Origin of the sequence: Quadrisphaera sp. GCM10027208, from assembly GCF_042658805.1 — a bacterium.
Taxonomy (GTDB): Bacteria; Actinomycetota; Actinomycetes; order Actinomycetales; family SCSIO-59966; genus SCSIO-59966.
This window is the reverse complement of record NZ_JBHSRC010000003.1, coordinates 348,230-372,092: the sequence shown is the minus strand read 5'-3', so window position 1 is coordinate 372,092 and position 23,863 is coordinate 348,230. Positions and strand designations below refer to the sequence as shown.

The window sequence follows — 23,863 nt, the reverse complement described above, 5'->3', positions numbered from 1 at the left end:
TAGGCCGCCGCCTACAGTGGCCGGATGCGACGCCGCACCGTGACCGCCGTGCTCGGCGCCGTGCTCCTCGTCCTCCTCCTGACCGCCGTGGCCGCGGTCGTCGGCCTCGGCGGGCGCGACGGCGCCGGGGACGACGGCCAGGCCGGGCCCGCGCCGGCCGCCACGACGCCCGCTCCGCCGGCGACCACCCCGGACGGCTCCCCGGTCACCGATCTCGTCGTCCTCGGCGACTCGCTGGCCGCCGGCTACCAGCCGACGCTGCCGGGGGACCGTACCGACCCCGACGGCGGGTACGCCGGCGTCCTGCGGGACGCGCTCGGCGAGGCCGCGGGGGAGCCGCCGGCGCTGACCAACCTCGCCTGCCCGGGGGAGACCGTCGGCACCTTCCTGGCCGGCGGCACGTGCGACTACCCGGCCGGCAGCCAGGCCGCCGCGGCGGACGCGGCGCTGCGGGCACTGCCCGACGGCGGCGCGGGGGCGCTCGTCACCGTCCAGCTCGGCGCCAACGACGTCCAGCGCTGCGCCCGGTTGGACGTGGGCGGGCCCACCGGTCCGTCCGCCGAGGTCGACGAGGCCTGCGCGGCGGCCGGTCTGGACGCCGTCCGGCAGGGGCTGGCCGAGGTGCTCGCCGGGGTCCGGGACGCCGCACCGCAGGCCCGGGTCGTCGTCCTGGACTACTACAACCCCTACGCCGTGGCCGCCCTGCTCGGCCCCGGGCTGGCCGAGTTCGCGACCCGCGCCGACGAGGTGCACACGGCGCTGAACGAGCTCGTGGCGGACGTCGCCCGGGACGCCGGAGCCGTCGTCGCGCCGGTCGGTGCCGCGTTCACCGCGGGGGACGACGGCGAGCCGCCGGTGGGGCCGATCTGCTCACTGACGTGGATGTGCGCCGACCCGCCCGACATCCACGCCACCGACGCCGGGTACCGGGTCATGGCCGAGCAGGTGCTCGCCGTCCGCTGACCTGCCCGCCGGGGGGACCCCGGTGGCCGCCGGTAGGGTCGCCGGGTGCGCATCGCGAGGTTCACCGACGGTGAGGACCCCCGCTTCGGGGTCGTCGAGGGTGCTCCCGGGCAGGAGGTGCTCCACGTCGTCACCGGCGACCCCCTGTACGCCCCGCTCCAGCCGACCGGTGAGACGGTGCAGCTCGAGGACGTCCGGCTGCTGGCCCCGACGATCCCGCGCAGCAAGGTCGTCGGCATCGGCAAGAACTACGCCGACCACGCTGCCGAGATGGGCGGGGAGCCGCCCGCGGAGCCGCTGGTCTTCCTCGCCCCGAACACGGCCGTCGTCGGACCGGACGACCCGATCGTGCTCCCGCCGTTCTCCGCTGAGGTGCACTACGAGGGCGAGCTGGCCGTCGTCATCGGCAGGATCTGCAAGGACGTCCCGCTCGAACGGGTTCCCGACGTCGTGCTCGGCTACACCTGCGCCAACGACGTCACGGCCCGGGACGTGCAGCGCACCGACGGGCAGTGGGCCCGCGCCAAGGGGTTCGACACCTCGTGCCCGATCGGGCCGTGGATCGTCACCGACCTCGACCCCGGCGACCTGCGGGTGACCACCCGGCTGGACGGCCGCACCGTCCAGGACGGGCGGACCAGCGACATGGTCTTCGGCGTCCCCGAGCTCGTCTCGTACGTCAGCCGGGCGTTCACCCTGCTGCCCGGGGACGTCCTGCTCACCGGGACGCCGGCCGGCGTGGGCCCCATGGACGCCGGCCAGCGCGTCGAGGTGGAGATCGAGGGGATCGGCGTGCTCGCCAACCCGGTCGTGCGCCGCTGACTCGCCCGGGTGACTCGCCCGGGTGACTTGGCCGGTGAGCAGCCCACGGACCCGCCGATAGGCTCGTCCTCCGTGACCTCCGAAGACCAGACCCCGTCGCCGGACCTGGCCGCCGGGGCGGGCGCGAGCGCCGTCCGGGTGCGCTTCTGCCCCTCCCCGACCGGGACGCCGCACGTCGGCCTGCTGCGCACGGCCCTGTTCAACTGGGCCTACGCCCGCCACACCGGCGGCCGGCTGGTCTTCCGCATCGAGGACACCGACGCCGCCCGCGACAGCGAGGAGAGCTACCACCAGCTGCTCGACGCGATGCGCTGGCTCGGCCTGGACTGGGACGAGGGCGTCGAGGTCGGCGGCCCGCACGCGCCGTACCGGCAGTCGCAGCGCGGGGAGATCTACGCGGACGTCCTGGCCCGGCTCGTCGAGGGCGGCCACGTCTACGAGTCCTTCTCCACCCCGGAGGAGGTCGAGCGCCGGCACCTCGCCGCCCGCCGTGACCCCAAGCTCGGCTACGACAACCACGACCGCGACCTCACCGTCGAGCAGCGGGCCGCGCTGCGGGCCGAGGGCCGCACCCCGGTGCTGCGGCTGCGGATGCCCGACCAGGACGTCGTGGTCCACGACCTCGTCCGCGGGGAGGTCCGGTTCCCCGCCGGCAGCATCCCGGACTTCGTCGTCGCGCGCGCCAACGGCCAGCCGCTGTACACCCTGGTCAACCCGGTCGACGACGCCCTCATGGGCATCACCCACGTGCTGCGCGGCGAGGACCTGCTCTCCTCGACCCCTCGGCAGATCGCGCTGTACCAGGCGCTGCAGGACATCGGGCTGACCGACCGCGTACCGCAGTTCGGCCACCTGCCGTACGTCCTGGGGGAGGGCAACCGCAAGCTGTCCAAGCGCGACCCCGAGTCCAACCTGTTCCACCACCGCGACCGCGGGTTCCTGCCCGAGGGGATGCTCAACTACCTTGCCCTGCTCGGCTGGGCGATCGCCCCGGACCGGGACGTGTTCACCGCCGAGGAGATGGTGGCCGCCTTCGACGTGACCGCGGTCAACCCCAACCCGGCGCGGTTCGACGTCCGCAAGGCCGAGGCGATCAACGCCGCCCACGTCCGCCGCCTGCCGGCCCGTGAGCTGCGCGACCGGCTCGTGCCGTACCTGCGCGCGGCCGGACTGCTCGGCGAGCAGCCCACCGCCGACCAGCTCGCCGTCCTGGACGCCGCCACCCCACTGGTCCAGGAGCGGATGACGCTGCTCGGTGAGGCGCCGGGGATGCTGGGGTTCCTGCTGCGGGACGACGCCGAGCACGTCGTCGAGGACGACGCGCTGGCCGCGCTGCGTCCGGAGGCGCCGCAGGTGCTCGCGGCGGCCATCGAGGCCCTCGAACCGGTCACGGACTGGCGGGCGGCCACCATCGAGGCGGCGCTGCGGGAGGCGCTCGTGGACCGGCTCGGCGTCAAGCCCAAGTTCGCCTTCGCCCCGGTCCGGGCGGCCGTCACCGGTCGCCGGGTGTCGCCGCCGCTGTTCGAGTCCATGGAGATCCTCGGCCGCGACCCCAGCCTGCGCCGGATCGCCGCGCTGCGCGAGCGGCTGTGACGCCACCGGGCCCGCCGGACGCCTGGTCGCCGCGGCCGTACCACCAGGTGCTGCGGGGACCGGCTCACCGCTGGTGGCGCCCGCTGCTCGGTCTCGGCGTCGTCCTGGCAGGGCTGGCCGCCGTCCTGCTCGGCACGCTGGTGGTGACGGTGGTCGCCACCGCCGTCGGCGCCGTCCGGCTCGAGGACCCCGCGGACGCCCTCGACGAGTGGTGGGTGCTGCTCGTCACCAACCTCGGGCTCGCGGCGCTCATCCCGGTCTCCGCCCTCGCCGTGCTCGCCGGTCACGGCTGGCGACCCGGCTTCCTGTCCTCCGTCGAGGGCAGGCTGCGGTGGCGGTGGCTGCTCGTCTGCGCCGCGGTGTCGGCGGTCGTGCTCGTCGGCGGCACGGCGGTGCTGTGGGGCGTCGGAGGCGTGCCCTCGGGGCGGGGCGGCGAGGACGTCGTCCTGCTGCTGGCCGTCGTGCTGCTCACCACGCCGTTGCAGGCCGCGGGGGAGGAGTACCTGTTCCGGGGCTGGCTCACCCAGGCGGTCGGGTCGTGGTTGCGCGGGCCGGTCGTCTCGGCGGTGGTCGCGGCCCTCGTCAGCGCCTCGCTGTTCGCCCTGGCGCACGGCGCCCAGAACGCCTGGCTGTTCACCGACCGGCTCGCCTTCGGCCTGCTGGGCTCCTACCTGGTGTGGCGGACCGGTGGGCTCGAGGCGGCGATCGCCGTGCACGCCGTCAACAACGTCGTCGTGCTCGTGCCGACGGTCCTCACCGGCGGGCTCGCGGACGCCCTGTCGGTGACCTCGGCGCCCGCGCTGCCGGTCCTGCTCGACCTCGCCGTGATGGCCGTCACCGGGGTGGCGCTGACGCTGGCAGCCCGGTGGGCCGGGGTGCGACGGCTGCTCGTGCCGCCGCCACCGGCAGCGGGCGTTTTGGCCCCCTCCCGACCCCTCGGGTAGAGTCCTGCGGCGGTAGGACGCCGGCGCGCAGCACCCGGTGGAATACCCCTTGGGGTATGGTGTAATTGGCAGCACGACTGATTCTGGTTCAGTTAGTCTAGGTTCGAGTCCTGGTACCCCAGCGCGAGTTGGGACTCCCCGCCCTCACCGGCTAGAGTCCCTTCGCTCCGGCTCGCCCGGAGCAGCGCACGGCCCCGTTGTGTAGCGGCCTAGCACGCCGCCCTCTCAAGGCGGTAGCGCGGGTTCGAATCCCGTCGGGGCTACGTCGAAAGCCCGGTGCACCACCAGGTGCGCCGGGCTTCGTCGTCCCCATCCGATGAGACATCCGATGAGACGTCGCCGATCACCCGAGACCCCTCTTCGTGATCATGCAGTCCCGCCACCCACCAGTCACTGGCCCAGCCCACGGGTCCAGCCCGCAGAGTGCTGGCTTGGAGGCGCGACACGCCCAGACCGTGTCGAGCACAGCATTGTGTGGTCGAGATCGTGTGGTCGAGGCGGCTGACCGACGTGGGCTGCCACGACGTCAGGTGCCGGAGCGGCGCAGCACCTCGGTGAGCCGGTTGGCCGCCGAGACCACCGCCGCGGCGTGCTGGCGGCCCGGCTGGCGGGTGAGCCGCTGGATCGGCCCCGAGATCGACACGGCGGCCACGACCCGGCCGGACGGACCGCGGACCGGCGCGGACACCGACGCGACCCCCGGCTCGCGCTCGCCGACGCTCTGCGCCCAGCCGCGACGGCGGACGCCGGACAGTACCGTCGCGGTGAACCGGGCGTCGCGTAGTCCGCGGTGGAGCCGGTCCGGCTCCTCCCAGGCCAGCAGCACCTGGGCGGCGGATCCGGCCTGCATGGTCAGCGTGGAGCCGACCGGGATGGAGTCCCGTAGACCCGAGGGGCGCTCCGCCGCGGCCACACACAGCCGGACGTCGCCCTGGCGGCGGAACAGCTGTGCGCTCTCACCGGTGTGGTCCCGCAGCGCGGTCAGCACCGGGCCGGCGGCCGCGAGCAGCCGGTCCTCCCCGGCGGCTGCTGCCAGCTCCGACAGCCGGGGACCGAGGACGAACCGGCCCTGCAGGTCCCGGGCGACCAGACGGTGGTGCTCGAGCGCCACCGCGAGCCGGTGCGCGGTCGGCCGGGCCAGGCCGGTCGCGGCCACCAGCTGGGCGAGGGTGGACGGGCCGGCCTCCAGGGCGGAGAGGACCACGGCGGCCTTGTCCAGGACGCCGACTCCGCTACTCTTGTCCATAAGCCGATACTGCCGTCTCGCTGCCTGAGACGCAAGCGGGACACGAGCTCGACACGTCCGGAGGGACCGCCATGGGTCGCACGCTGGCCGAGAAGGTGTGGGACGCGCACGTCGTCCGCCGCGGGGAGCCGGGCGAACCCGACCTGCTGTACATCGACCTCCACCTCGTCCACGAGGTGACGAGCCCGCAGGCGTTCGACGGGCTGCGCCTGGCCGGCCGTCAGGTCCGCCGGCCCGACCTCACCATCGCCACCGAGGACCACAACGTCCCGACCCAGGCCATCGACCTGCCGATCGCCGACGCGACGAGCCGGACCCAGGTCGAGACGCTGCGCCGCAACTGCGCGGAGTTCGGCGTCCGGCTCCACCCGCTCGGCGACGCCGAGCAGGGCATCGTGCACGTCGTCGGTCCCCAGCTCGGGCTCACCCAGCCCGGGATGACGGTGGTCTGCGGTGACTCGCACACCTCGACCCACGGCGCGTTCGGTGCGCTGGCGTTCGGGATCGGGACCTCGGAGGTCGAGCACGTCCTGGCGACCCAGACGCTGCCGCTCGTGCCGTTCCGCACGATGGCCGTCACCATCGAGGGCGAGCTCGCGGACGGCGTCACGGCGAAGGACGTCATCCTCGCCGTCATCGCGCGGATCGGGACCGGCGGTGGCCAGGGCTACGTCCTGGAGTACCGCGGCGAGGCGATCCGCCGCCTGTCGATGGAGGCCCGGATGACGATCTGCAACATGTCCATCGAGGCCGGCGCCCGCGCCGGGATGATCGCCCCCGACGAGACGACGTTCGAGTACCTGCGGGGGCGGCCGCACGCGCCCCAGGGGGAGCAGTGGAACGAGGCGGTCCAGACGTGGCGCACGCTGCGGACCGACCCGGACGCGGTCTTCGACGCCGAGGTCGTCCTGCACGCCGATGAGATTGCCCCGTTCGTCACCTGGGGCACCAACCCGGGTCAGGGACTGCCGCTGTCGGCCTCGGTGCCCGCGCCGGAGGACTTCACCGACCCCGACGAGCGGGCGGCCGCCGAGCGCGCCCTGGAGTACATGGGCCTGCGGCCGGGGACGCCGCTGCGCGAGGTGGCCGTCGACACGGTCTTCATCGGCTCGTGCACCAACGGCCGGATCGAGGACCTGCGCGCGGCCGCGGACGTCGTCCGCGGCCGTCGCAAGGCCGACGGCGTCCGGGTGCTCGTGGTCCCTGGGTCGGCGCGGGTGCGTCTGCAGGCGGAGGCCGAGGGCCTCGACGCCGTGTTCACCGACTTCGGCGCGGAGTGGCGGCACGCCGGCTGCTCGATGTGCCTGGGGATGAACCCCGACCAGCTCCAACCGGGTGAGCGAGCCGCCTCGACGTCCAACCGCAACTTCGAGGGCCGGCAGGGCAAGGGCGGTCGGACCCACCTTGTCAGCCCGCTCGTCGCCGCCGCCACCGCCGTCCGGGGCACGTTGAGCTCGCCCGCCGACCTGGCACCCCTGCGCGAGACCGTCGACGCCTGAGGAGACCGAGATGGAACCGATCACCACCCACACCGGCGTCGGGATCCCGCTGCGCCGCAGCAACGTCGACACCGACCAGATCATCCCGGCCGTCTACCTCAAGCGGGTGACCCGTACCGGCTTCGAGGACGGGCTGTTCGCCGCGTGGCGGTCCGACCCGGAGTTCGTCCTCAACCACCCCGCCTACCGCGGCGGCTCCGTCCTCGTCGCCGGTCCGGACTTCGGCACCGGCTCGTCCCGGGAGCACGCGGTGTGGGCACTCAAGGACTACGGCGTCCGGGCCGTGCTGTCCTCACGGTTCGCCGACATCTTCCGCGGCAACGCGGGTAAGCAAGGACTGGTGGCCGGTCGGTTGGCGCAGTCCGACATCGAGCTGATCTGGAAGGTGCTGGAGAACCACCCTGGCACCGAGGTCACCGTCGACCTGCGGGAGCGCCTCGTGCGCTGCGAGGACGTCGTCGCGCCGATGCACGTCGACGACTACACCCGCTGGCGGCTGATGGAGGGCCTCGACGACATCGCGCTGACGTTGCGGCACGCCGACGACGTCGAGGCGTTCGAGCGGTCCCGGCCGGCCTGGCTGCCGACGACGCTGCCGGCTCGCTGAGCTCGGCGGCGGAGCTGCGCCGCGGTCGACGTCTGGACGAAAACCGCTGCGTCACAAGGTCTTTCGCGGCGGCACTGGCGGCGGAGCGGCGACGGAGCAGGCCCTGCCGCCCGGTGACGTCTTCGCCGGCTTCCTGTCGAGGCGTTGCGACACAACAGGTTCCTCGGCCGGATGTGGTGGCGAAGATCACCGCGACGTCGTAGCGTCCCCCTCGAGCCGGGCGCCCGCCCTGCCGCGTTCATCGGAGGGGAAGCAGTGAACAAGGGACAGCTGGTCGAGGCCCTCGAGGCGCGACTGGGCAGCAGGAAGGCCGCGGCCGAGGCCGTGGACGCCGTCATCGACACCATCGTGCGGAACGTCGCGAAGGGCGAGCGGGTCGCGATCAGCGGCTTCGGCACCTTCGAGCGCGCTGCCCGTGCAGCCCGCACCGGTCGCAACCCGCGCACCGGTGAGACCGTGCGGATCAAGAAGACGTCGGTGCCCCGCTTCAAGGCCGGCTCGGCGTTCAAGGGATTCGTCGCCAAGCCGAGCACGCTGCCGAAGCAGGCACGGGCAGCGGCCGGGACGGCGAAGGCCGCGACCACCCGTGGGGCCGCGACGACGTCGGCGACGCCGTCCTCCGGTACGGCGGCGAGGAGCACGACCTCGCGGACCCCGGCGACGAGGACCGCCGCCACGAAGGCCACTCCCGCGAGCAGGTCGACGACGGCGAGCAAGACGACACCGGCGAAGAAGACCACGGCGACGAAGACCACAGCGACGAAGGCCACAGCGACGAAGAAGACGGCGGCGAAGAAGACCGCGACGGCAGCCAGGACGCCGGCCGCGAAGAAGAGCACGCCGGCGAAGAAGACGACGGCCGCCAAGAAGACGACGGCCGCGAAGAAGACGACGGCTGCCAAGAAGACGACGGCGGCCAAGAAGACGACCGCCGCGAAGAAGACGACGGCGCGCTCCACTGCGCGGACGACGACCAGCCGGTCCTGACCACCGCGTTGCCGACCGGGGCGGTCCTCTCCGCGGAGGACCGGCCCCGGGTCGCGCCGGCACCCGAGCCGCCGGCGCGGCGTCCCGTCCCCGGGTGGGGCAAGATGGAGGTGCTCCGGCGGCCGTGCCGGGGTCCTCGCAGCACCCGATGATGGGAACCTATGAGCACCGTCCTGACCGTTGACGGCGGTCGTCCGCTGACCGGCAGCATCCAGGTCCGTGGCGCGAAGAACTTCGTCTCCAAGGCGATGGTCGCCAGCCTGCTCGGGGACACGCCGAGCCGGTTGCGCAACGTGCCGGCGATCCGCGACGTGTCCGTCGTCACGGGTCTGCTCCAGCTGCACGGCGTCGACGTCTCGGTCGGCGACGAGGACGGTGAGCTCCTCCTCGACCCGGCCAACGTCGAGCAGGCCCACGTCGCGGACATCGACGCGCACGCCGGGGCCAGTCGGATCCCGGTGCTGTTCTGCGGCCCGCTCCTGCACCGCCTCGGTGAGGCGCACATCCCCGACCTCGGCGGGTGCCGCATCGGTGACCGGCCGATCAACTACCACCTCGACGTCCTGCGGCAGTTCGGTGCCGTCGTGGAGAAGCGCACCCAGGGCATCTGGATCAGCGCACCCCGACCGCTGCGCGGCACCCGCCTCGAGCTGCCCTACCCCAGCGTGGGGGCGACCGAGCAGGTCCTGCTCACCGCGGTCCGGGCGCAGGGAGTCACCGAGCTGCGCAACGCCGCCATCGAGCCCGAGATCGCCGACCTCATCGCCGTGCTGCAGAAGATGGGCGCGGTCATCAGCGTCGGCACCGACCGGGTGATCCGGATCGAGGGCGTGGACCGGCTCACCGGGTACACCCACCGCGCCCTGCCCGACCGGATCGAGGCGGCGTCGTGGGCCTGCGCGGCGCTGGCCACCGGTGGCGACGTGCACGTCGTCGGCGCGCAGCAGCAGCCGATGCTCACGTTCCTCAACGTCTTCCGGAAGGTCGGCGGCGCCTTCGACATCGACGACGACGGGATCCGCTTCTTCCACCCCGGCGGCCGGCTCAACTCGATCGCCCTGGAGACCGACGTCCACCCGGGGTTCATGACCGACTGGCAGCAGCCGCTCGTCGTCGCCCTCACCCAGGCCAGCGGGCTGTCGATCGTGCACGAGACCGTGTACGAGAACCGGTTCGGCTTCGTCGAGGCGCTGCAGCGGATGGGCGCCACCATCCAGGTCTACCGCGAGTGCCTCGGGTCGGCGCCCTGCCGCTTCGGCAGTCAGGACTTCCGGCACTCCGCGGTCATCTCCGGCCCGACGCCGCTGCGGGGCGCCGACATCGTCGTCCCGGACCTGCGCGGCGGGTTCAGCCACCTCATCGCCGCACTCGCCGCCGAGGGCACCTCCCGGGTGCACGGCATCGACATCATCGACCGCGGCTACGAGCACTTCTCGGCCAAGCTGACCGCGCTCGGCGCGGACTTCAGCTACGAGGAGGCGCCGGTCCTCACGGGGTGACCCCGAGGATCCGGACGCTGTCGACGCGCCGTGCGCCGACCGGGCCGCTCACCGTCACCGTGACCCGCTGCCCGGGCCGCAGGTGGCGCAGCCCGCTGCCGTCGAGCGCCCCCGGTGCGAGGTCGAGCTCCACGCCGTCGTCGAGGACGCACGCACCGGTACCGTCATCGCGGTCGTAGCGCAGCACCGTCGCTTGCACGCCGACAGCCTAGTCAGGCCGGCTGCCGGCCCACGGACAGCTCAGCGGTGCGCGGTCCCACTCCCAGGGCGAGCGCCTGCTCGAGGTCGGCGGGGGTGTCGACGTCGCGGCGCAGGCGGGGCAGGTCCGGTTCGAACCGGACGGCGCCGAGCGCCTCGTGCGCGGCGGCCGAGCCCGGACCGAACGCCGTCCGCAGGCCGCGCGACCCGGGCGCCGCGAGGAGCACCGTGCCGGTGCCCTCGGCGTCCGGGACGACGACGGACGGCGCACCGGCGGCGAGCAGCCCTGCGGCACCCTCCAGCGCGGAGGACAGGTCCGCGGGACGCAGCGCGGGCACGTCGGCGAGCAGGACGGCGACCGGTGCGTCCGGCAGGACGGCCAGACCGTCTCGCACCGCGGCGTCCAGGCCCGCGCCCGGGACGGACTCGTCGACCACGCGTGCCCCGGCTGCGGTGACCGCGGCCGCCGCCCGGGCGTCGCCGGTCACGACGACGACGTCGTCCACCGCGGGACACGCCAGGACGGCTGCCAGAGTGTCCAGGGCGACCGCCTCCGCCAGCTGCCGCCGTGCCGCGGCGTCCCTGGCGAGCCGCGACTTCGCCGTCCGGCCGCCCTTGACCGGGAGCACGACGCGCCAGCGGGTCGACGGGGTGCGCACGCCGGAGATCGTCGCACGCGTGCCAGGATGGGCGGCCGGCCCGGCCAGCCGCCGGGCCGCCGTCCGACCGCAGACAGCAGCGACCCCAGGAGGACCCGGGTGCCCAGGCGCACAGCAGGTGGTGGGTTCCTGGTCGCCGTCGCGATCGTCCGGCCGCTGCTGATGGCCCTCACCCGCCGGGACTGGCGGGGGACGCAGCACCTGCCGGCCGAGGGCGGCTTCGTCGTCGTGTCGAACCACATCTCGCACGTCGACCCGTTCACGCTCGGGCTGTTCCTGTGGGACAACGGCTACCCGGTGCGCTTCCTGGCCAAGGAGTCGGTGTTCCGCATCCCGGTGGCCGGTCTCGTCGTCCGCGGCGCCCGCCAGATCCCCGTCTACCGGGAGAGCGCGGACGCCGCCCGGGCGCTGTCGGCGGCCGTGGACGCCGTCCGGGCCGGAGAGTGCGTGGGGATCTACCCCGACGCGACGCTGACCCGTGACCCGGACCTGTGGCCGATGGTCGGCAAGACCGGGGCCGCCCGGCTCGCCCTGACCACCGGCTGCCCGGTGGTCCCGGTCGCCCAGTGGGGCCCCCAGGAGATCCTGCCGCCGTACGGGCGCCGGCCGCGGCTGTGGCCCCGCCGCACGGTCCACGTCTGGGCCGGTCCGCCGGTCGACCTCAGCCAGTGGCAGGGGCGGCCCCTGGACCGGACGACGCTGCGGGAGGCGACGGACGCCATCACCGCGGCGATCGTCGGGCTGCTCGAGCAGATCCGCGGCGAGCAGGCCCCGCCCCGCCGCTGGGACCCCCGCCAGCACCGGGCGCCGCGCACCGGCAACCCGAGGAGGCGCCGGCGATGACGACCCGCGCCGCGGTCCTGGGCACCGGCAGCTGGGGGACGACGTTCGCGATGGTCCTCGCCGACGCCGGCTGCCAGGTCCGGATGTGGGGACGGCGTCCCGAGGTCTGCCAGGACATCACCCGGCGCCACCGCAACGGTGACTACCTGCCCGGGGTCGAGCTGCCCGCGACGATCAGCGCCGGCACCGACCCCGCGCAGGCCCTCGCGGACGCCGACATCGTCGTCCTCGCCGTACCGTCGCAGTCCCTGCGGGAGCACCTCGGCGCGTGGAAGGACCTCATCGCCGAGGACGCGCTCGTCGTCAGCCTCATGAAGGGCGTCGAGCTCGGCACCCACCTGAGGATGAGCGAGGTCGTCCACGAGGTCGCCGCCGTCCCCGCCGAGCGCGTCGTCGTCGTCTCCGGGCCCAACCTGGCCGCTGAGATCGCAGCCCACCAGCCGACCGCGACGGTCGTCGCCTGCACCGACCACGCCGCGGCCGACCGGGTGGCACAGGCGTGCTCGGCGCCGTACTTCCGCCCCTACACCCAGACCGACGTCGTCGGGGTGGAGCTGGGCGGGGCGGTGAAGAACGTCATCGCGCTGGCGGTCGGGATCGCCGAGGGGCTCGGGTACGGGGACAACACCAAGGCGTCGATCATCACCCGCGGACTGGCCGAGACCGCCCGGCTCGGTGCCGCGCTCGGCGCCGACCCGGCCACGTTCGCCGGCCTGGCCGGCCTGGGGGACCTCGTCGCGACGTGTGCGTCACCGCTGTCCCGCAACCGGACGGTCGGGGTGAACCTCGGCCGCGGACGGTCCGTCGAGGAGGTCCTGGCCGGCACCCGGCAGACCGCCGAGGGCGTGAACTCCTGCCGGTCCGTCCTCGACCTGGCCCGCTCCGCCGGTGTCGAGGTGCCCATCGTCGAGCTCGTCGTCCGGGTGCTCCACTCCGGGATGCCGGTGCAGGACATGGCCGGGGCCCTGCTGTCCCGGGCCCGCAAGCACGAGCTGGACTGAGGCCCTCAGCCGGCGGGCCGCCCTCAGCCGGCGGCGTCGTCGAGAGCCGCTCGCAGGTCGGCCCACAGGTCCTCGACGTCCTCGACACCGACGGACAGGCGGACCAGGGACTCCGGGACGACGGGTGGCTCGGCGGCGTGCCGACGGCGGCGCTCCAGCGTCGACTCCACACCGCCCAGACTCGTGGCGGGCACCCAGAGCGCGACGCCCGCGACGACCCGGTCGGCGGCCTGTGCGCCGCCACGGACCTCGACCGAGACCATCGTGCCCCAGCCGGGGTACCGGACCCGCTCCACGGCCCGGTGGCCGCGCAGGCGCTCGGCCAGCTCTCGGGCGCTGGCCTCGGCGCGGTCCACTCTCAGGTGGACCGTACGCAGGCCGCGCAGCGCCAGCCACACCTCCCAGGGTCCGGGGACGGCGCCGTGCAGGGTCCGGTGCCGGCGCAGGGCGGCCGCCAGGTCCGGGTCGGCGGTCACCGCGGCGCCGAGCAGGACGTCGGAGTGACCGGCGAGCAGCTTCGTCGCCGAGTGCACGACGACGTCTGCGCCGAGGGTGAGGGGCAGCTGCCGCAGCGGGGTGGCGAAGGTGCTGTCGACGACCGCGGTCGCCCCGTGTCGTGTCGCCGCGGCGCAGCAGGCCGCCACGTCAGCGACCTCGAGCATCGGGTTCGTCGGTGACTCCAGCCACAGCAGGGTCGCGCCGTCCAGGGCCGCGGTGACCGCCTCGGCGTCCGTGACGTCGACCCGGCGCACGGTGAGGCGGTCGGCGGCGGCGAGCTCGTCGAGCAGCGCCAGGGTGGTGTTGTAGGCGGCAGTGGGCACGACGACGGCCGGCGCGGCCTCACCGGCGGTGCGGCGGCGCGCCAGCGCGACCTCCACGACTGCGCTCACGGCGGCCATCCCCGAGGCGAACGTCACCGCGGCGCCGCCCTCGAGGCCGCCGAGCGCCGACTCGAAGTCCTCCCAGGTCGGGTTGGCGTACCGGCCGTAGCCCCGCGCAGCCGGGTCCTCGGAGGCGACGAACGTCGAGGACAGCACCGGTGGGGAGGTCAGGGGGGCGTCCGGTCGCCGCGGTGGGCGACCGGCGACGACGGCCCGGGTGGCCGGGCTCCAGCGGGGATCCACCTGCCGGAGCGTAGTGCCGCGGACCGATAGGGTCCGGCTCCGATGAGCGCCTCCGCCACCCCCGGCCCTGCCGGTCGCCGTGCCCGGGTCGCCGTGGTCTTCGGTGGCCGCTCCTCCGAGCACGCGATCAGCTGTGTCACGGCTGCCGGCGTCCTGCGAGCGATCGACCGGACCCGGTGGGACGTCGTCCCGATCGGGGTCACCCGGACCGGCCGGTGGGTGCTCGCCGCCGACGACCCCGCCCGCTGGGAGATCACCGGCGGGCGGCTGCCCGAGGTGCCCGCGGAGGGTGGGGACGTCGTCGTCCCGCTGTCCACCGGACAGCGCGAGCTCGTCGTCCTGGAACCCGGCGAGGTGCCGCGCGCACTGGGCGCCGTCGACGTCGTCCTGCCCCTGCTGCACGGCCCGTACGGGGAGGACGGCACGGTGCAGGGCCTGCTCGAGCTCGGCGACGTCCGGTACGTGGGGTCCGGTGTGCTGTCGTCGGCGCTGAGCATGGACAAGCACTACATGAAGCTCGTGCTCGCCGGCTCGGGGCTGCCGGTCGGCGCGCACACGGTGCTCCTGCCGGGGCAGTGGGAGGCCGACCGGGCTGCCTGCCGGGCGCGGGTCGACGCACTCGGCTACCCCGTGTTCGTCAAGCCGGCCCGCGCCGGCTCCTCGATCGGCATCACCCGGGTGGCCGGCCCGGAGGGACTGGACGCCGCGGTCGCCGCGGCCTCCGAGCACGACCCCAAGGTCGTCGTCGAGGCAGGCCTGCAGGCCCGCGAGATCGAGTGCGGCGTCCTGGAGGACCCGGACGGCGGACCGCCGGAGGCGTCCCTGCCCGGAGAGATCGTCGTCACCAGTGAGCGGCACGAGTTCTACGACTTCGACGCCAAGTACCTGGCCGAGGACGGCGCCGTCCGGCTGGACTGCCCGGCCGACCTGCCCCCGGGCACCTCGGACGCCGTCCGCGAGCTCGCCGTCCGGGCGTTCACCGCGATGGGGTGCGAGGGGCTGGCGCGGGTGGACCTGTTCCTCACCGCGGACGGCCGGCTCGTCGTCAACGAGATCAACACCATGCCCGGGTTCACGCCGGTGTCGATGTTCCCGCGGATGTGGCAGGCCACCGGACTGGACTACCGCGGACTCGTGGACCGCCTACTCACCCTGGCCCTGCGCCGTCCCACCGGTCTGCGCTAGAACGCCGCCCGGCCGGGCTCACGGCCGGCTCAGGGGCGGGTCACAGGCACTCGCGCACCTGGGGGAGCTGCTCGACGAGCGGTCCCAGCTGGACGAGCACGGCCTCGGAGCCGGAGGTGTCCTCCGGCGGGAACGACACCTCGACGGCGGGCACGCGGCCGTAGGTCGTGAACACCGGGCGCTCACCGGAGTCGTCGAGCACCCAGTCCACGCCGTCCACGCGCACGCACGCGTCGGTCGTGGGCCCGGGGGTCGGCACGCCGCAGCGCAGCAGCACCGGGGGGTCGCCCCAGGCCGCGGTCGACTGGGCGGTCGTGTCCCGGCGGGGGCGGTCGGCGAGCTCGTCCAGGCCTCCGGAGCGCAGTGACACCATGACCTCGGCGCACAGCGGGTCGGCGGCCTCGGGAGCCGCCTCCACCGGGACCGCTGAAGCGCAGCCCGCGAGCGTCACGAGCGTCGCCAGCGCCCCCGCGGCGAGGCTCAGGCGTGGACGACGGTGCACGTGACGGTGCGGGTGATGCCCTTGACGCCCTGGATCTTCGACATCACGAGCGGCCCGAGCTCGTCCACCGTCGCGGCCTCCACCCGGGCGATGACGTCGTACGGGCCGGTCACGTCCTCGGCCAGTACCACGCCGGGCAGTCCGGCGATCTCCGCGGCCACCTCGGCGGCCTTGCCCACCTCGGTCTGGACCAGAACGTAGGCCTGAACCACCACGGCGTCCTCCTCGGTCGTGCTCGTCTCGTCACCGGGTCCGGTGCGGTCGCACGCTACCGTGTCCGCTGCGCTGACCGGCAGGACGGAGGCCCACGTGCAGGACGGCCCGCGCCTGGACGACCTCGGCGAGGCGGGCGTGCTCAGCCGGATCGTGGCGCTGCTGCCCGCCGGGGAGAGCACTCTGCTCGGACCGGGCGACGACGCGGCGGTCGTCGCTGCGCCCGACGGCCGGGTCGTCGTCAGCACCGACGTGCTGGTCGAGGGGGAGGACTTCCGCCGGGACTGGTCCACCGGCGCCGACGTCGGGTGGAAGGCCGCGGCGCAGAACCTTGCCGACGTCGCGGCGATGGGAGCCGTGCCGACGGCCCTCGTCGTCGGACTCGCCGCTCCGGGCCGCCTGCCGGTCTCCTGGGCCGAGGACCTCGCCCGGGGGCTCGCCGCCGCGTGCGGCCCGCACGGCGTCGGCGTCGTCGGCGGGGACCTGTCCGCGGCGGCGCAGGTGGTCGTCTCGGTGACCGTGCTCGGAGACCTGGAGGGTCGCTCGCCCGTCCGCCGGGACGGCGCCCGGCCGGGGGACGTCGTCGCCGTGGCCGGGACCCTGGGCCGGTCCGCCGCCGGTCTCGCCCTGCTCCGCTCCGGGCGCCCGGGGGACGGCGCTGACCTCGTGGCCACGCACCTGCGACCGCGGCCTCCGCTGGCCGCCGGTCCGGCGGCCGCGCTGGCCGGGGCCACCGCGATGATCGACGTCTCCGACGGTCTCCTGCTGGACCTGTCCCGGGTCGCCGCGGCGTCCGGGGTCGGGGTGGACCTGGACCGCAGCGACCTGGCCGTCCACGTCGACCCCCTGGTGGGACCGCTGGCCCGGCTCGCGGACGACGGTGCGGACGGCGGGACCCAGCGGGGGAGGTCCGAGGCGTTGCGGGCGGTGCTCACCGGGGGCGAGGACCACGCGCTGGCCGCCTGCTTCCCGTCGGGGACGGCGCTGCCACCGGGTTTCGACGTCGTCGGCCGGGTCGTTGCGGCGTCCCCGCCCGGGTCGGTGCTCCTCGACGGCGCGCCGCCCCCCGACGGTGCTGCCGGCTGGGACCACTTCACCCCGCGGTGATCAGCCGAACACCCCCTCGGTGATCATGCAATCCCGCCACCCTGCCACGACCCCCTCGTGATCATGCAATCCCGCCACCCACCGGCTCGCAGAATGCTGGGTTGGTGGCGCGACACGCCGGCCAAGCCGTGCTGAGCGCAGCATTCTGTGGTGGAGGCGCCCGGCGCCGGCATGGGCTGACACGGCAACCAGGACCAGCCTTCGCCCCTCGAGGTGGCCGCCAGCGGCGATGGGGCGTTCATGCAGTCCCTTCAGCCGTGGGGCGTCACGTCGAGTGGCGCACCTGGCGGCGATGAAGGTCGGCCTCAGCTGCCCATCGCCCGACGACCGGGGTCGGCTACACGATGCTGGATTCGTCCCCGCTGTGCCGGCGTGTCGGGCCTACAACCCAGCACTCTGCCGGGGGCGGGAGGGGCTGGGGTGGCGGGATTGCATGATCACGACGGGGTCGTGTGGGGTGGCGGGATTGCATGATCACGACGGGGGTGGGGGGTGAGGACCGGTCCGGGCGGGGGGGTGAGGCCCGGTCAGGGTGAGGAGGGGGAGCGGGTCAGCGGGTGACCTTGCCGGCCTTGAGGCACGAGGTGCACACGTTGAGCCGCTTCGGGGTGGACCCGACCATCGCGCGGACCCGCTGGATGTTCGGGTTCCAGCGCCGCTTCGTGCGACGGTGCGAGTGCGAGATGTTGTGACCGAAGCCCGGCCCCTTGCCGCAGACGTCGCAGTTGGCAGCCACGGGTTCTCTCCTGACAGGTCTTGGTGCCACCGGCGGTGGTGGCGTCGTGCACGGATGTGTGTCCGCCGCGCGGCGGACGCGCGGACGTACCCGGGTGGCCGGGCAACCCCGCAAGGGTAGCCGAGCGTCGTCCGCTGTCCCAAACCCGCTGGCCCGAACCGACCAGCTCGCGGCGTCCGACCCGGTCGTTATCCTGCCCCGGACTGCAGGAGGGAGACCCGCGTGACGGCACCGCTGGCGGTACTCGACGCCGCTGCCGCCCGGCGGTGGGCCTCCGCCGCCGCCGGCGCACTCGAGGCGACGCGGGCGCAGATCGACACCCTCAACGTCTACCCCGTCCCGGACGGCGACACCGGCACCAACCTGCACCTCACCGTCGTCCAGGGTCTCGCCGAGGTGCGCGCCCTGGACGACGGCGCCTCGCTCGGCGAGGTCAGCGCGGCGTACGCCCGAGGCTGCCTGCTCGGGGCGCGCGGCAACTCGGGGATCATCGTCGCCCAGCTCCTGCACGGCTGGGCGGAGGAGCTCGCCGGCCATGACGAGGCAGGCCCGGACGTCGTCCGCCGGGCTCTGCGCCGGGCGGACGCCGAGGCGTGGGTCGCCGTGGCGGACCCGGTCGAGGGGACGATCCTGTCGGTGACGAGGGCGGCCGCGGACGCCGCCGCCGGCAGCGCCGGGACCCTGGACGAGCTCGTGACCGAGGTCGTCGACGCCGCGCGGGCGGCGCTCGCCCGGACTCCTGAGCAGCTGCCGGTCCTCGCTGCCGCCGGTGTGGTCGACGCCGGCGGTGCCGGACTGCTCGTCCTGCTCGAGGCCCTGCAGGACGTCGTCGCGGGCCGCCCTGGACGCCCTGGCGAGCTGCCGGCCCCGGCCGTGGTTGTGCCGGCGGGCTCGGCGGCCTCGCAGGCGGCCCAGGGGTGTGCCCGCGCCCGGGACGACGACGATAACGATGACGATGACGATGACGATGACGACGACTCCTTCGGCTCCGAGGTCATGTACCTCCTGGAGGCCGACGACGCAGCCATCAGGGTTCTGCGCCAACGGCTGCGCTCCCTTGGCGACTCCCTCGTCGTCGTCGGTGGCCACGGCCTGTGGAACGTGCACGTGCACACCGACGACCCGGGGGCCGCGGTCGAGGTCGGTATCGACGCCGGGCGTCCCCGGCAGGTCCGGATCACCCACCTCGCCGAGCAGGTGCGCCGGACCGCCGGCGTGGCGGCGCGTTCCCCGGTCCGGCCCAGGGCGCTCACGGTGGTGGCCTTCGCCGCCGGTCCGGGCTTGGCGGGTGCCTTCGAGCAGGCCGGGGCGCTCGCCGTCCGGCCTGCCGCCGGGCACCGAGTGTCCACCGCGGAGGTCCTCGAGGCCGTCCGCGCGGCCGGCGCCCGCACGGTCGTCGTCCTGCCCAACGACCCGGACACCCTCGCCGTGGCGCAGGCGGCCGCCGAGCAGGCCCGGGCGCAGGGGGTGCAGGCGGTGGTCCTGCCGACCCGCACCCAGGTGCAGGGCCTGGCCGCGGTCGCCGTGCACGACCCGGGTCGCGATCCCGAGGAGGACGTCCTGGCGATGTCGGCCGCCGCCGCCGCGACCCGGCACGGCGCCGTGACCGTGGCCGCCCGGGAGGCGATCACCTCGGCAGGCCGGTGCCGGCCAGGGGACGTGCTCGGCGTCGTGGACGGCGACTTCGCGCTGATCGGCGAGGACCTGGTGGCCGTCGCCGTCGACGTCCTGCGCCGGCTGCTGTCCGGGGGTGGCGAGCTCGTCACCCTGGTCACCGGTGACGGTGCGCCGGACGACCTCGTGCCCGCCGTCCGGGGCGCCGTCTGCGCGGACCGCCCGGACGTCGAGGTGCAGGTCGTCGACGGCGGCCAGCAGCGCTACCCGCTGCTCGTCGGCGTCGAGTGAACCGGCGCCGGCAGGCCGCGGGTGCGCCGCTCCGTCGTGGGTGCCGGGTGACAGGCTGAGCGCATGTCGCGGATGGAGGAGTCCCTCACCCGGGTGCTCGGGCCGCGGACCGCGAAGGCGATGGAGTCGGCGCTCGGGCTGCGCACCGTCGGTGACCTGCTGCGGCACTACCCGCGTCGGTACGCCCACCGCGGCGAGCTCACCGACCTGGGGTCGCTGGTGGAGGGGGAGCACGTCACCGTGGTCGCCGAGGTCGTCTCCGTCACCACCCGTCGGATGCGCAACCGACCGGGCTGGCTCGGCGAGGCCGTCGTCACCGACGGCCGAGGCCGCGTCCGCCTCACGTTCTTCTACCGGCACGAGTACATGGCCGACCTGCTCACCGCGAAGCTGCGGCCCGGGACGACCGCCCTGTTCTCCGGCAAGGTCGAGTCCTACCGGGACCAGCTGCAGCTGACCCACCCGGACTTCGAGCCGCTGCCCGGCGCGCTCGCCGAGGACGAGGCGCAGGCCCTCGCCGGGCAGCCGCTGCCGATCTACCCGGCCTCGGCACGCCTGCAGACCTGGAGCATCGAGCGCTCCGTGCACGTCGTGCTCGACACCCTGGAGCCGCACGACGTCCCGGACCCGCTGCCGGCCGCGCTGCGTGAGCGGGACCAGCTGCCGTCCCTGCTCGACGCGTTCCACCTGGTCCACCGACCCACCGACCTCGAGCAGGTCGAACGAGGGGAGCGCCGGCTGCGCTACGAGGAGGCGTTCCTGCTGCAGACGGCCCTGGCCCGGCGCCGGGCCGCCGCCGCCGTCCTGCCCGCCTCGGCGTACCCGCCGCGCGACGACGGGCTGCTCGCGGCCTTCGACGCCCGGCTGCCCTTCACCCTGACCGCCGGTCAGAGCCGGGTGGGCGACACGATTGCTGCCGAGCTCTCCCGCCCGCACCCGATGCACCGGCTGCTGCAGGGCGAGGTCGGCTCCGGCAAGACCCTCGTCGCACTACGCGCCATGCTGCAGGTCGTCGACGGCGGCGCGCAGGCCGCCCTGCTCGCCCCGACCGAGGTGCTCGCCGTGCAGCACCAGCGGTCGATCACCGCGATGCTCGGCGACCTGGCCGCCGGCGGGATGCTCGGCGGTCACGACCGCGCCACCCGGGTCGCCCTGCTCACCGGCGCCATGCCGGCCGCTGCTCGGCGGGCCGCCCTGCTCGACATCGCCGGCGGTGCCGCCGGGATCGTCGTCGGCACCCACGCGCTCCTGCAGGAGCACGTCGAGTTCGCCGACCTCGGGCTCGTCGTCGTCGACGAGCAGCACCGGTTCGGGGTGGAGCAGCGGGACGCCCTGCGCGCCAAGGCCGGCGCGCCGCCGCACGTGCTCGTGATGACCGCGACGCCGATCCCCCGCACGGTGGCGATGACGGTCTTCGGGGACCTGGAGCTCTCGACGCTGACCGAGCTGCCGGGGGGCCGGCAGCCGATTCGCACGCACGTCGTCCAGGACGCCAACGAGCGGTGGGTGCGGCGGGTGTGGCAGCGGGTGCGCGAAGAGGTGGACGCCGGTCACCAGGCGTACGTGGTCTGCCCGCGGATCGGGGGCGAGGACGCCCCGGACGACGCGCCGCCCCCAGAGGAGGACGGCGCCGGCCCGGGTACCGGTGCCCCGGCCCGCCGCCCCGAGGTCGCCGCCCTCGACGTCGTCACCGCCCTGCGTGCCCACCCGGACCTGGCCGGGCTGCGGATCGAGGTGCTGCACGGCCGCCTCGGCGCGGAGGAGAAGGACACCGTCATGGCGGCGTTCGCGGCCGGCGACGTCGACGTGCTCGTCGCGACCACGGTCGTCGAGGTGGGCGTCGACGTCCCGAACGCCACGACCATGGTCGTGCTGGACGCCGACCGGTTCGGCGTCTCCCAGCTGCACCAGCTGCGTGGCCGGGTGGGTCGGGGCAGCGCCCCCGGCCTGTGCCTGCTCGTCACCGGCCCGGCGCCGGCCGCGACCCTCGCACGCGTCGACGCCGTGGCCGGTACCACCGACGGCTTCCGGCTCAGCGAGATCGACCTCGAGCAGCGCCGTGAGGGTGACGTGCTCGGGGCCGCGCAGTCCGGTGGCCGCTCGTCCCTGCGGAAGCTCCGGCTGCGCCGCGACGAGGGGGTCATCGCCCAGGCCCGCCAGGACGCCGCCGAGATCGTCGCCGCCGACCCCGAGCTCACCGGCTACCCCGAGCTCGCGGCCGCCCTGGCGACCGTCCTCGGCGAGGACCGGCAGGCGTTCCTGGAGCGCGGATGACCCGGATCGTCGCGGGACGCGCCAGGGGACGGCGGCTCGCCGTGCCCCGCGGCGCTGCGACCCGGCCGACCGCCGACCGGGTCCGGGAGGCCCTGTTCTCGCGGCTGCAGCACGAGGACGTCCTCGACGGCGCCCGGGTGCTGGACCTGTACGCGGGCTCCGGTGCCCTCGGCCTGGAGGCCGCCAGCCGCGGGGCCGCCCACGTCGTCCTCGTCGACTCGGCGCCGGCGGCGTCGGCGGCATGCCGCCGTAACGTCGCGGCCCTGGGCCTGGAGGGCGTGTCGGTGCGGGCCCAGGCGGTCTCCACGTTCCTGGCCGGCGACGTCGACGCGCCCTACGACCTCGTCCTGCTCGACCCCCCGTACGACCTGCCCGAGACCACGTTGGCGACCGTGCTCGACGCGCTCGTCACGGGTGAGTGGCTGGCGGCCGGCGCCGTCGTCGTCGTCGAGCGCAGCACCCGCAGCCCCGAGCCGCAGTGGCCGGCCGGGCTGGCCCGCTACGCCGAGCGCCGCTACGGGGAGACCCGGTTGTGGTTCGCCGAGCCGGCCGCCGCGGCGCGGTAGCGTGACGGCCGTGACCCGCTGCGTGTGCCCCGGCTCCTACGACCCGGTCACCGCCGGCCATGTCGACATCGTCCGGCGTGCCGCCCGGCTCTTCGACGAGGTCGTCGTCGCCGTGCTCGCCAACCCGGCCAAGCAGGGGATGTTCGCGGTGCCCGAGCGGGTCGAGATGCTCACCGAGGCGCTCGAGGGGGTCGACGGCGTCCGGGTCGAGGCCGTCGAGGGGGGCCTGCTCGTGGACTACTGCCGACGGGTCGGAGCCGCGGCGGTCGTCAAGGGGCTGCGGGGCGGCACCGACTTCGCCTACGAGCTGCCGATGGCGCTGATGAACCGGCACCTCACCGGGCTGGAGACGGTGTTCCTGCCGGGGGACCCCCGGTTCGAGCACGTCTCCTCCAGCCTCGTCAAGGAGGTCGCCGGGCACGGGGGCGACGTCAGCGAGCTGGTCCCCCCTGGAGTGTGGGCCCGGCTCGTCGCCCGCCGCGGCTGACCGCGTTTTGGGGCCGTCCCGCACGCTGGGATACTCTTGCCCGTCGGCCTCGTCGCTGTGCGCGTCGGGGCCGGGGTCATGTGCGCCCCCGCCGGGGCGACCGGAGCCGACACCTGTGAGGAGACCGTGGCCGCCCTCGACCCGAGATCGCCGTTCGTGCTCGACACCGTCGAGCTCGGTCGCCGTCCGGGGTCGATGCGCACGGTCCGTCGCACGGTGCCGGCGCCGGCGGACCTCGGGACCGACGTGATCGGCGTCCCCGAGGGCAGCGACCTCGAGCTGGACCTGCGGCTCGAGGCCGTCATGGAGGGTGTCCTGGTGTCCGGCACGGCACGCGGACGCGCCGCCGGCGAGTGCGTACGCTGCCTGGACGACGTCGGCCTGGACGTCGAGGTCGACGTCCAGGAGCTCTTCGCCTACCCGGGCAAGGCGCCGGACGGCGACGAGGACGACGAGGTGCGCGAGCTCGAGGGCGACCTCCTCGACATCGAGCCCACCCTCCGGGACGCGGTGGTGCCTGCGCTGCCGTTCCAGCCGGTGTGCTCCCCGGACTGCCCGGGGCTGTGCCCGCAGTGCGGTGCCCGGTACGCCGACGAGCCGGGGCACGAGCACGACGTCGTCGACCCCCGGTGGGCGGCGCTGCAGGGCCTGGCCGGTGAGCAGCCGGCCCGGACGAACGACGAGAGAGAGAAGTGACGTGGCCGTCCCGAAGCGGAAGATGTCCCGCAGCAACACGCGTTCCCGCCGCTCCCAGTGGAAGGCGAGCGCTGCGACGCTGACCACGTGCCCGCGGTGCCGGGAGCCGAAGCTGCCGCACGCCGCGTGCCCGGCCTGCGGCGCCTACAAGACCCGCAGCTACGTCGAGGCGCTGCGTCCGGAGCACGGGCGCGGCTGACCGCGTCG

The 23,863-nt window shown here is 74.8% G+C and carries 25 protein-coding genes and 2 tRNA genes; 20 read left to right on the top strand and 7 right to left on the bottom strand.

What is annotated here, in order from left to right; translation table 11 throughout:
- The first annotated feature begins 24 nt into the window (after positions 1-24).
- The 6 genes from ACFP6A_RS07200 (at position 25) to ACFP6A_RS07175 (ending at position 4,585) form a co-directional block, all read left to right on the top strand.
- Complete coding sequence (locus ACFP6A_RS07200; protein ID WP_379602700.1) at positions 25-963, top strand: SGNH/GDSL hydrolase family protein; 939 nt, start codon at positions 25-27, stop codon at positions 961-963.
- 45 nt (positions 964-1,008) lie between these two features.
- Positions 1,009-1,785 carry a fumarylacetoacetate hydrolase family protein gene (locus tag ACFP6A_RS07195; RefSeq protein WP_379602698.1) on the top strand — a complete coding sequence of 259 codons (777 nt, stop codon included), beginning with the start codon at positions 1,009-1,011 and terminating at the stop codon, positions 1,783-1,785.
- A 72-nt stretch (positions 1,786-1,857) separates the two neighbouring features.
- A complete protein-coding gene (gene gltX, locus ACFP6A_RS07190) occupies positions 1,858-3,378 on the top strand; it encodes a glutamate--tRNA ligase (protein WP_379602696.1) in 1,521 nt (506 codons plus the stop codon).
- Entirely contained in the window at positions 3,375-4,322 is a 948-nt protein-coding gene (locus tag ACFP6A_RS07185; protein ID WP_379602695.1) for a CPBP family intramembrane glutamic endopeptidase, read from the top strand. Before gltX ends, ACFP6A_RS07185 begins: the two co-directional genes overlap by 4 nt.
- A 50-nt stretch (positions 4,323-4,372) precedes the next feature.
- Positions 4,373-4,444: transfer RNA gene (locus tag ACFP6A_RS07180), tRNA-Gln, on the top strand.
- A gap of 68 nt (positions 4,445-4,512) precedes the next feature.
- Positions 4,513-4,585 (top strand) — tRNA-Glu (locus tag ACFP6A_RS07175).
- Positions 4,586-4,848: 263 nt separating this feature from the next.
- On the opposite strand, the gene ACFP6A_RS07170 is transcribed toward ACFP6A_RS07175, so the two are convergent.
- Positions 4,849-5,568, bottom strand: coding sequence for an IclR family transcriptional regulator (locus tag ACFP6A_RS07170; protein WP_379602694.1), 720 nt, complete (start codon positions 5,566-5,568; stop codon positions 4,849-4,851).
- Positions 5,569-5,639: 71 nt separating this feature from the next.
- On the opposite strand from ACFP6A_RS07170, the gene leuC reads away from it, so the two are divergent.
- From leuC to murA, 4 genes are all read left to right on the top strand, one after another.
- Complete coding sequence (gene leuC, locus ACFP6A_RS07165) at positions 5,640-7,067, top strand: 3-isopropylmalate dehydratase large subunit (RefSeq protein WP_379602693.1); 1,428 nt, start codon at positions 5,640-5,642, stop codon at positions 7,065-7,067.
- 10 nt (positions 7,068-7,077) lie between these two features.
- Entirely contained in the window at positions 7,078-7,674 is a 597-nt protein-coding gene (gene leuD / locus ACFP6A_RS07160; RefSeq protein WP_379602692.1) for a 3-isopropylmalate dehydratase small subunit, read from the top strand.
- A 255-nt stretch (positions 7,675-7,929) separates the two neighbouring features.
- Positions 7,930-8,661 carry an HU family DNA-binding protein gene (locus ACFP6A_RS07155; RefSeq protein WP_379602690.1) on the top strand — a complete coding sequence of 244 codons (732 nt, stop codon included), beginning with the start codon at positions 7,930-7,932 and terminating at the stop codon, positions 8,659-8,661.
- A gap of 161 nt (positions 8,662-8,822) precedes the next feature.
- Positions 8,823-10,160, top strand: coding sequence for a UDP-N-acetylglucosamine 1-carboxyvinyltransferase (gene murA / locus ACFP6A_RS07150; protein WP_379602688.1), 1,338 nt, complete (start codon positions 8,823-8,825; stop codon positions 10,158-10,160).
- Here the strand turns inward: murA and ACFP6A_RS07145 are convergent.
- The gene (locus ACFP6A_RS07145; protein WP_379602686.1) at positions 10,150-10,359 is read right to left on the bottom strand and encodes a hypothetical protein; all 210 of its coding nucleotides are present in this window, start codon (positions 10,357-10,359) and stop codon (positions 10,150-10,152) included. The two genes, murA and ACFP6A_RS07145, sit on opposite strands and share 11 nt — an antisense overlap.
- A gap of 13 nt (positions 10,360-10,372) precedes the next feature.
- The gene (cofC, locus tag ACFP6A_RS07140) at positions 10,373-11,017 is read right to left on the bottom strand and encodes a 2-phospho-L-lactate guanylyltransferase (protein WP_379602684.1); all 645 of its coding nucleotides are present in this window, start codon (positions 11,015-11,017) and stop codon (positions 10,373-10,375) included.
- 99 nt (positions 11,018-11,116) lie between these two features.
- Here cofC and ACFP6A_RS07135 point away from each other — a divergent pair, with 99 nt between their 5' ends.
- Together ACFP6A_RS07135 and ACFP6A_RS07130 are read left to right on the top strand one after the other, a co-directional pair.
- Positions 11,117-11,860 carry a lysophospholipid acyltransferase family protein gene (locus tag ACFP6A_RS07135; RefSeq protein WP_379602683.1) on the top strand — a complete coding sequence of 248 codons (744 nt, stop codon included), beginning with the start codon at positions 11,117-11,119 and terminating at the stop codon, positions 11,858-11,860.
- Positions 11,857-12,861 carry an NAD(P)H-dependent glycerol-3-phosphate dehydrogenase gene (locus tag ACFP6A_RS07130; RefSeq protein ID WP_379602681.1) on the top strand — a complete coding sequence of 335 codons (1,005 nt, stop codon included), beginning with the start codon at positions 11,857-11,859 and terminating at the stop codon, positions 12,859-12,861. The genes ACFP6A_RS07135 and ACFP6A_RS07130 overlap by 4 nt, the downstream gene beginning before the upstream one ends.
- Before the next feature lie 23 nt (positions 12,862-12,884).
- Here the strand turns inward: ACFP6A_RS07130 and ACFP6A_RS07125 are convergent, their stop codons facing one another.
- Positions 12,885-13,985: a trans-sulfuration enzyme family protein gene (locus tag ACFP6A_RS07125; protein WP_379602680.1), complete on the bottom strand. Its 1,101-nt coding sequence runs from the start codon at positions 13,983-13,985 to the stop codon at positions 12,885-12,887.
- 42 nt (positions 13,986-14,027) lie between these two features.
- Between ACFP6A_RS07125 and ACFP6A_RS07120 the strand changes: the two genes are divergently transcribed.
- Positions 14,028-15,170 carry a D-alanine--D-alanine ligase family protein gene (locus tag ACFP6A_RS07120; protein WP_379602679.1) on the top strand — a complete coding sequence of 381 codons (1,143 nt, stop codon included), beginning with the start codon at positions 14,028-14,030 and terminating at the stop codon, positions 15,168-15,170.
- A 40-nt stretch (positions 15,171-15,210) separates the two neighbouring features.
- Here ACFP6A_RS07120 and ACFP6A_RS07115 read toward each other — a convergent pair whose 3' ends face one another.
- The gene (locus ACFP6A_RS07115) at positions 15,211-15,672 is read right to left on the bottom strand and encodes a DUF3515 family protein (protein ID WP_379602677.1); all 462 of its coding nucleotides are present in this window, start codon (positions 15,670-15,672) and stop codon (positions 15,211-15,213) included.
- Positions 15,651-15,884, bottom strand: a complete 234-nt coding sequence (locus ACFP6A_RS07110; RefSeq protein ID WP_379602910.1) for an Lrp/AsnC family transcriptional regulator — start codon at positions 15,882-15,884, stop codon at positions 15,651-15,653. Before ACFP6A_RS07110 ends, ACFP6A_RS07115 begins: the two co-directional genes overlap by 22 nt.
- 97 nt (positions 15,885-15,981) lie before the next feature.
- Between ACFP6A_RS07110 and ACFP6A_RS07105 the strand changes: the two genes are divergently transcribed.
- Positions 15,982-16,992: a thiamine-phosphate kinase gene (locus ACFP6A_RS07105; RefSeq protein ID WP_379602675.1), complete on the top strand. Its 1,011-nt coding sequence runs from the start codon at positions 15,982-15,984 to the stop codon at positions 16,990-16,992.
- Positions 16,993-17,542: 550 nt separating this feature from the next.
- Here ACFP6A_RS07105 and rpmB read toward each other — a convergent pair.
- Positions 17,543-17,728: a 50S ribosomal protein L28 gene (rpmB, locus tag ACFP6A_RS07100; RefSeq protein ID WP_379602673.1), complete on the bottom strand. Its 186-nt coding sequence runs from the start codon at positions 17,726-17,728 to the stop codon at positions 17,543-17,545.
- Between the two features lie 222 nt (positions 17,729-17,950).
- Here rpmB and ACFP6A_RS07095 point away from each other — a divergent pair, with 222 nt between their 5' ends.
- The 6 genes from ACFP6A_RS07095 to rpmF all read left to right on the top strand — a co-directional run bounded on the left by ACFP6A_RS07095 (position 17,951) and on the right by rpmF (position 23,855).
- Complete coding sequence (locus ACFP6A_RS07095; protein ID WP_379602671.1) at positions 17,951-19,633, top strand: DAK2 domain-containing protein; 1,683 nt, start codon at positions 17,951-17,953, stop codon at positions 19,631-19,633.
- A gap of 63 nt (positions 19,634-19,696) precedes the next feature.
- Complete coding sequence (gene recG, locus ACFP6A_RS07090; protein WP_379602669.1) at positions 19,697-21,907, top strand: ATP-dependent DNA helicase RecG; 2,211 nt, start codon at positions 19,697-19,699, stop codon at positions 21,905-21,907.
- On the top strand, positions 21,904-22,473 hold the full coding sequence (gene rsmD / locus ACFP6A_RS07085; RefSeq protein WP_379602667.1) for a 16S rRNA (guanine(966)-N(2))-methyltransferase RsmD: 570 nt from the start codon (positions 21,904-21,906) through the stop codon (positions 22,471-22,473). The genes recG and rsmD overlap by 4 nt, the downstream gene beginning before the upstream one ends.
- Before the next feature lie 10 nt (positions 22,474-22,483).
- On the top strand, positions 22,484-22,960 hold the full coding sequence (gene coaD / locus ACFP6A_RS07080; protein ID WP_379602665.1) for a pantetheine-phosphate adenylyltransferase: 477 nt from the start codon (positions 22,484-22,486) through the stop codon (positions 22,958-22,960).
- Between the two features lie 78 nt (positions 22,961-23,038).
- Entirely contained in the window at positions 23,039-23,656 is a 618-nt protein-coding gene (locus tag ACFP6A_RS07075; RefSeq protein ID WP_379602908.1) for a YceD family protein, read from the top strand.
- A 1-nt stretch (position 23,657) separates the two neighbouring features.
- The gene (gene rpmF / locus ACFP6A_RS07070) at positions 23,658-23,855 is read left to right on the top strand and encodes a 50S ribosomal protein L32 (protein ID WP_379602663.1); all 198 of its coding nucleotides are present in this window, start codon (positions 23,658-23,660) and stop codon (positions 23,853-23,855) included.
- Positions 23,856-23,863: the final 8 nt, after the last annotated feature.

Excerpts from the sequence above, each read along its gene's own strand:
- ACFP6A_RS07130 (WP_379602681.1), top strand. The coding sequence starts at position 11,857 with ATGACGACCCGCGCCGCGGTCCTGGGCACCGGCAGCTGGGGGACGACG.
- rsmD (WP_379602667.1), top strand. The coding sequence starts at position 21,904 with ATGACCCGGATCGTCGCGGGACGCGCCAGGGGACGGCGGCTCGCCGTG.
- recG (WP_379602669.1), top strand. The coding sequence starts at position 19,697 with ATGTCGCGGATGGAGGAGTCCCTCACCCGGGTGCTCGGGCCGCGGACC.
- ACFP6A_RS07120 (WP_379602679.1), top strand. The coding sequence starts at position 14,028 with ATGAGCGCCTCCGCCACCCCCGGCCCTGCCGGTCGCCGTGCCCGGGTC.
- ACFP6A_RS07170 (WP_379602694.1), bottom strand. The coding sequence starts at position 5,568 with ATGGACAAGAGTAGCGGAGTCGGCGTCCTGGACAAGGCCGCCGTGGTC.
- leuD (WP_379602692.1), top strand. The coding sequence starts at position 7,078 with ATGGAACCGATCACCACCCACACCGGCGTCGGGATCCCGCTGCGCCGC.
- ACFP6A_RS07200 (WP_379602700.1), top strand. The coding sequence starts at position 25 with ATGCGACGCCGCACCGTGACCGCCGTGCTCGGCGCCGTGCTCCTCGTC.
- murA (WP_379602688.1), top strand. The coding sequence starts at position 8,823 with ATGAGCACCGTCCTGACCGTTGACGGCGGTCGTCCGCTGACCGGCAGC.
- ACFP6A_RS07075 (WP_379602908.1), top strand. The coding sequence starts at position 23,039 with ATGTGCGCCCCCGCCGGGGCGACCGGAGCCGACACCTGTGAGGAGACC.
- leuC (WP_379602693.1), top strand. The coding sequence starts at position 5,640 with ATGGGTCGCACGCTGGCCGAGAAGGTGTGGGACGCGCACGTCGTCCGC.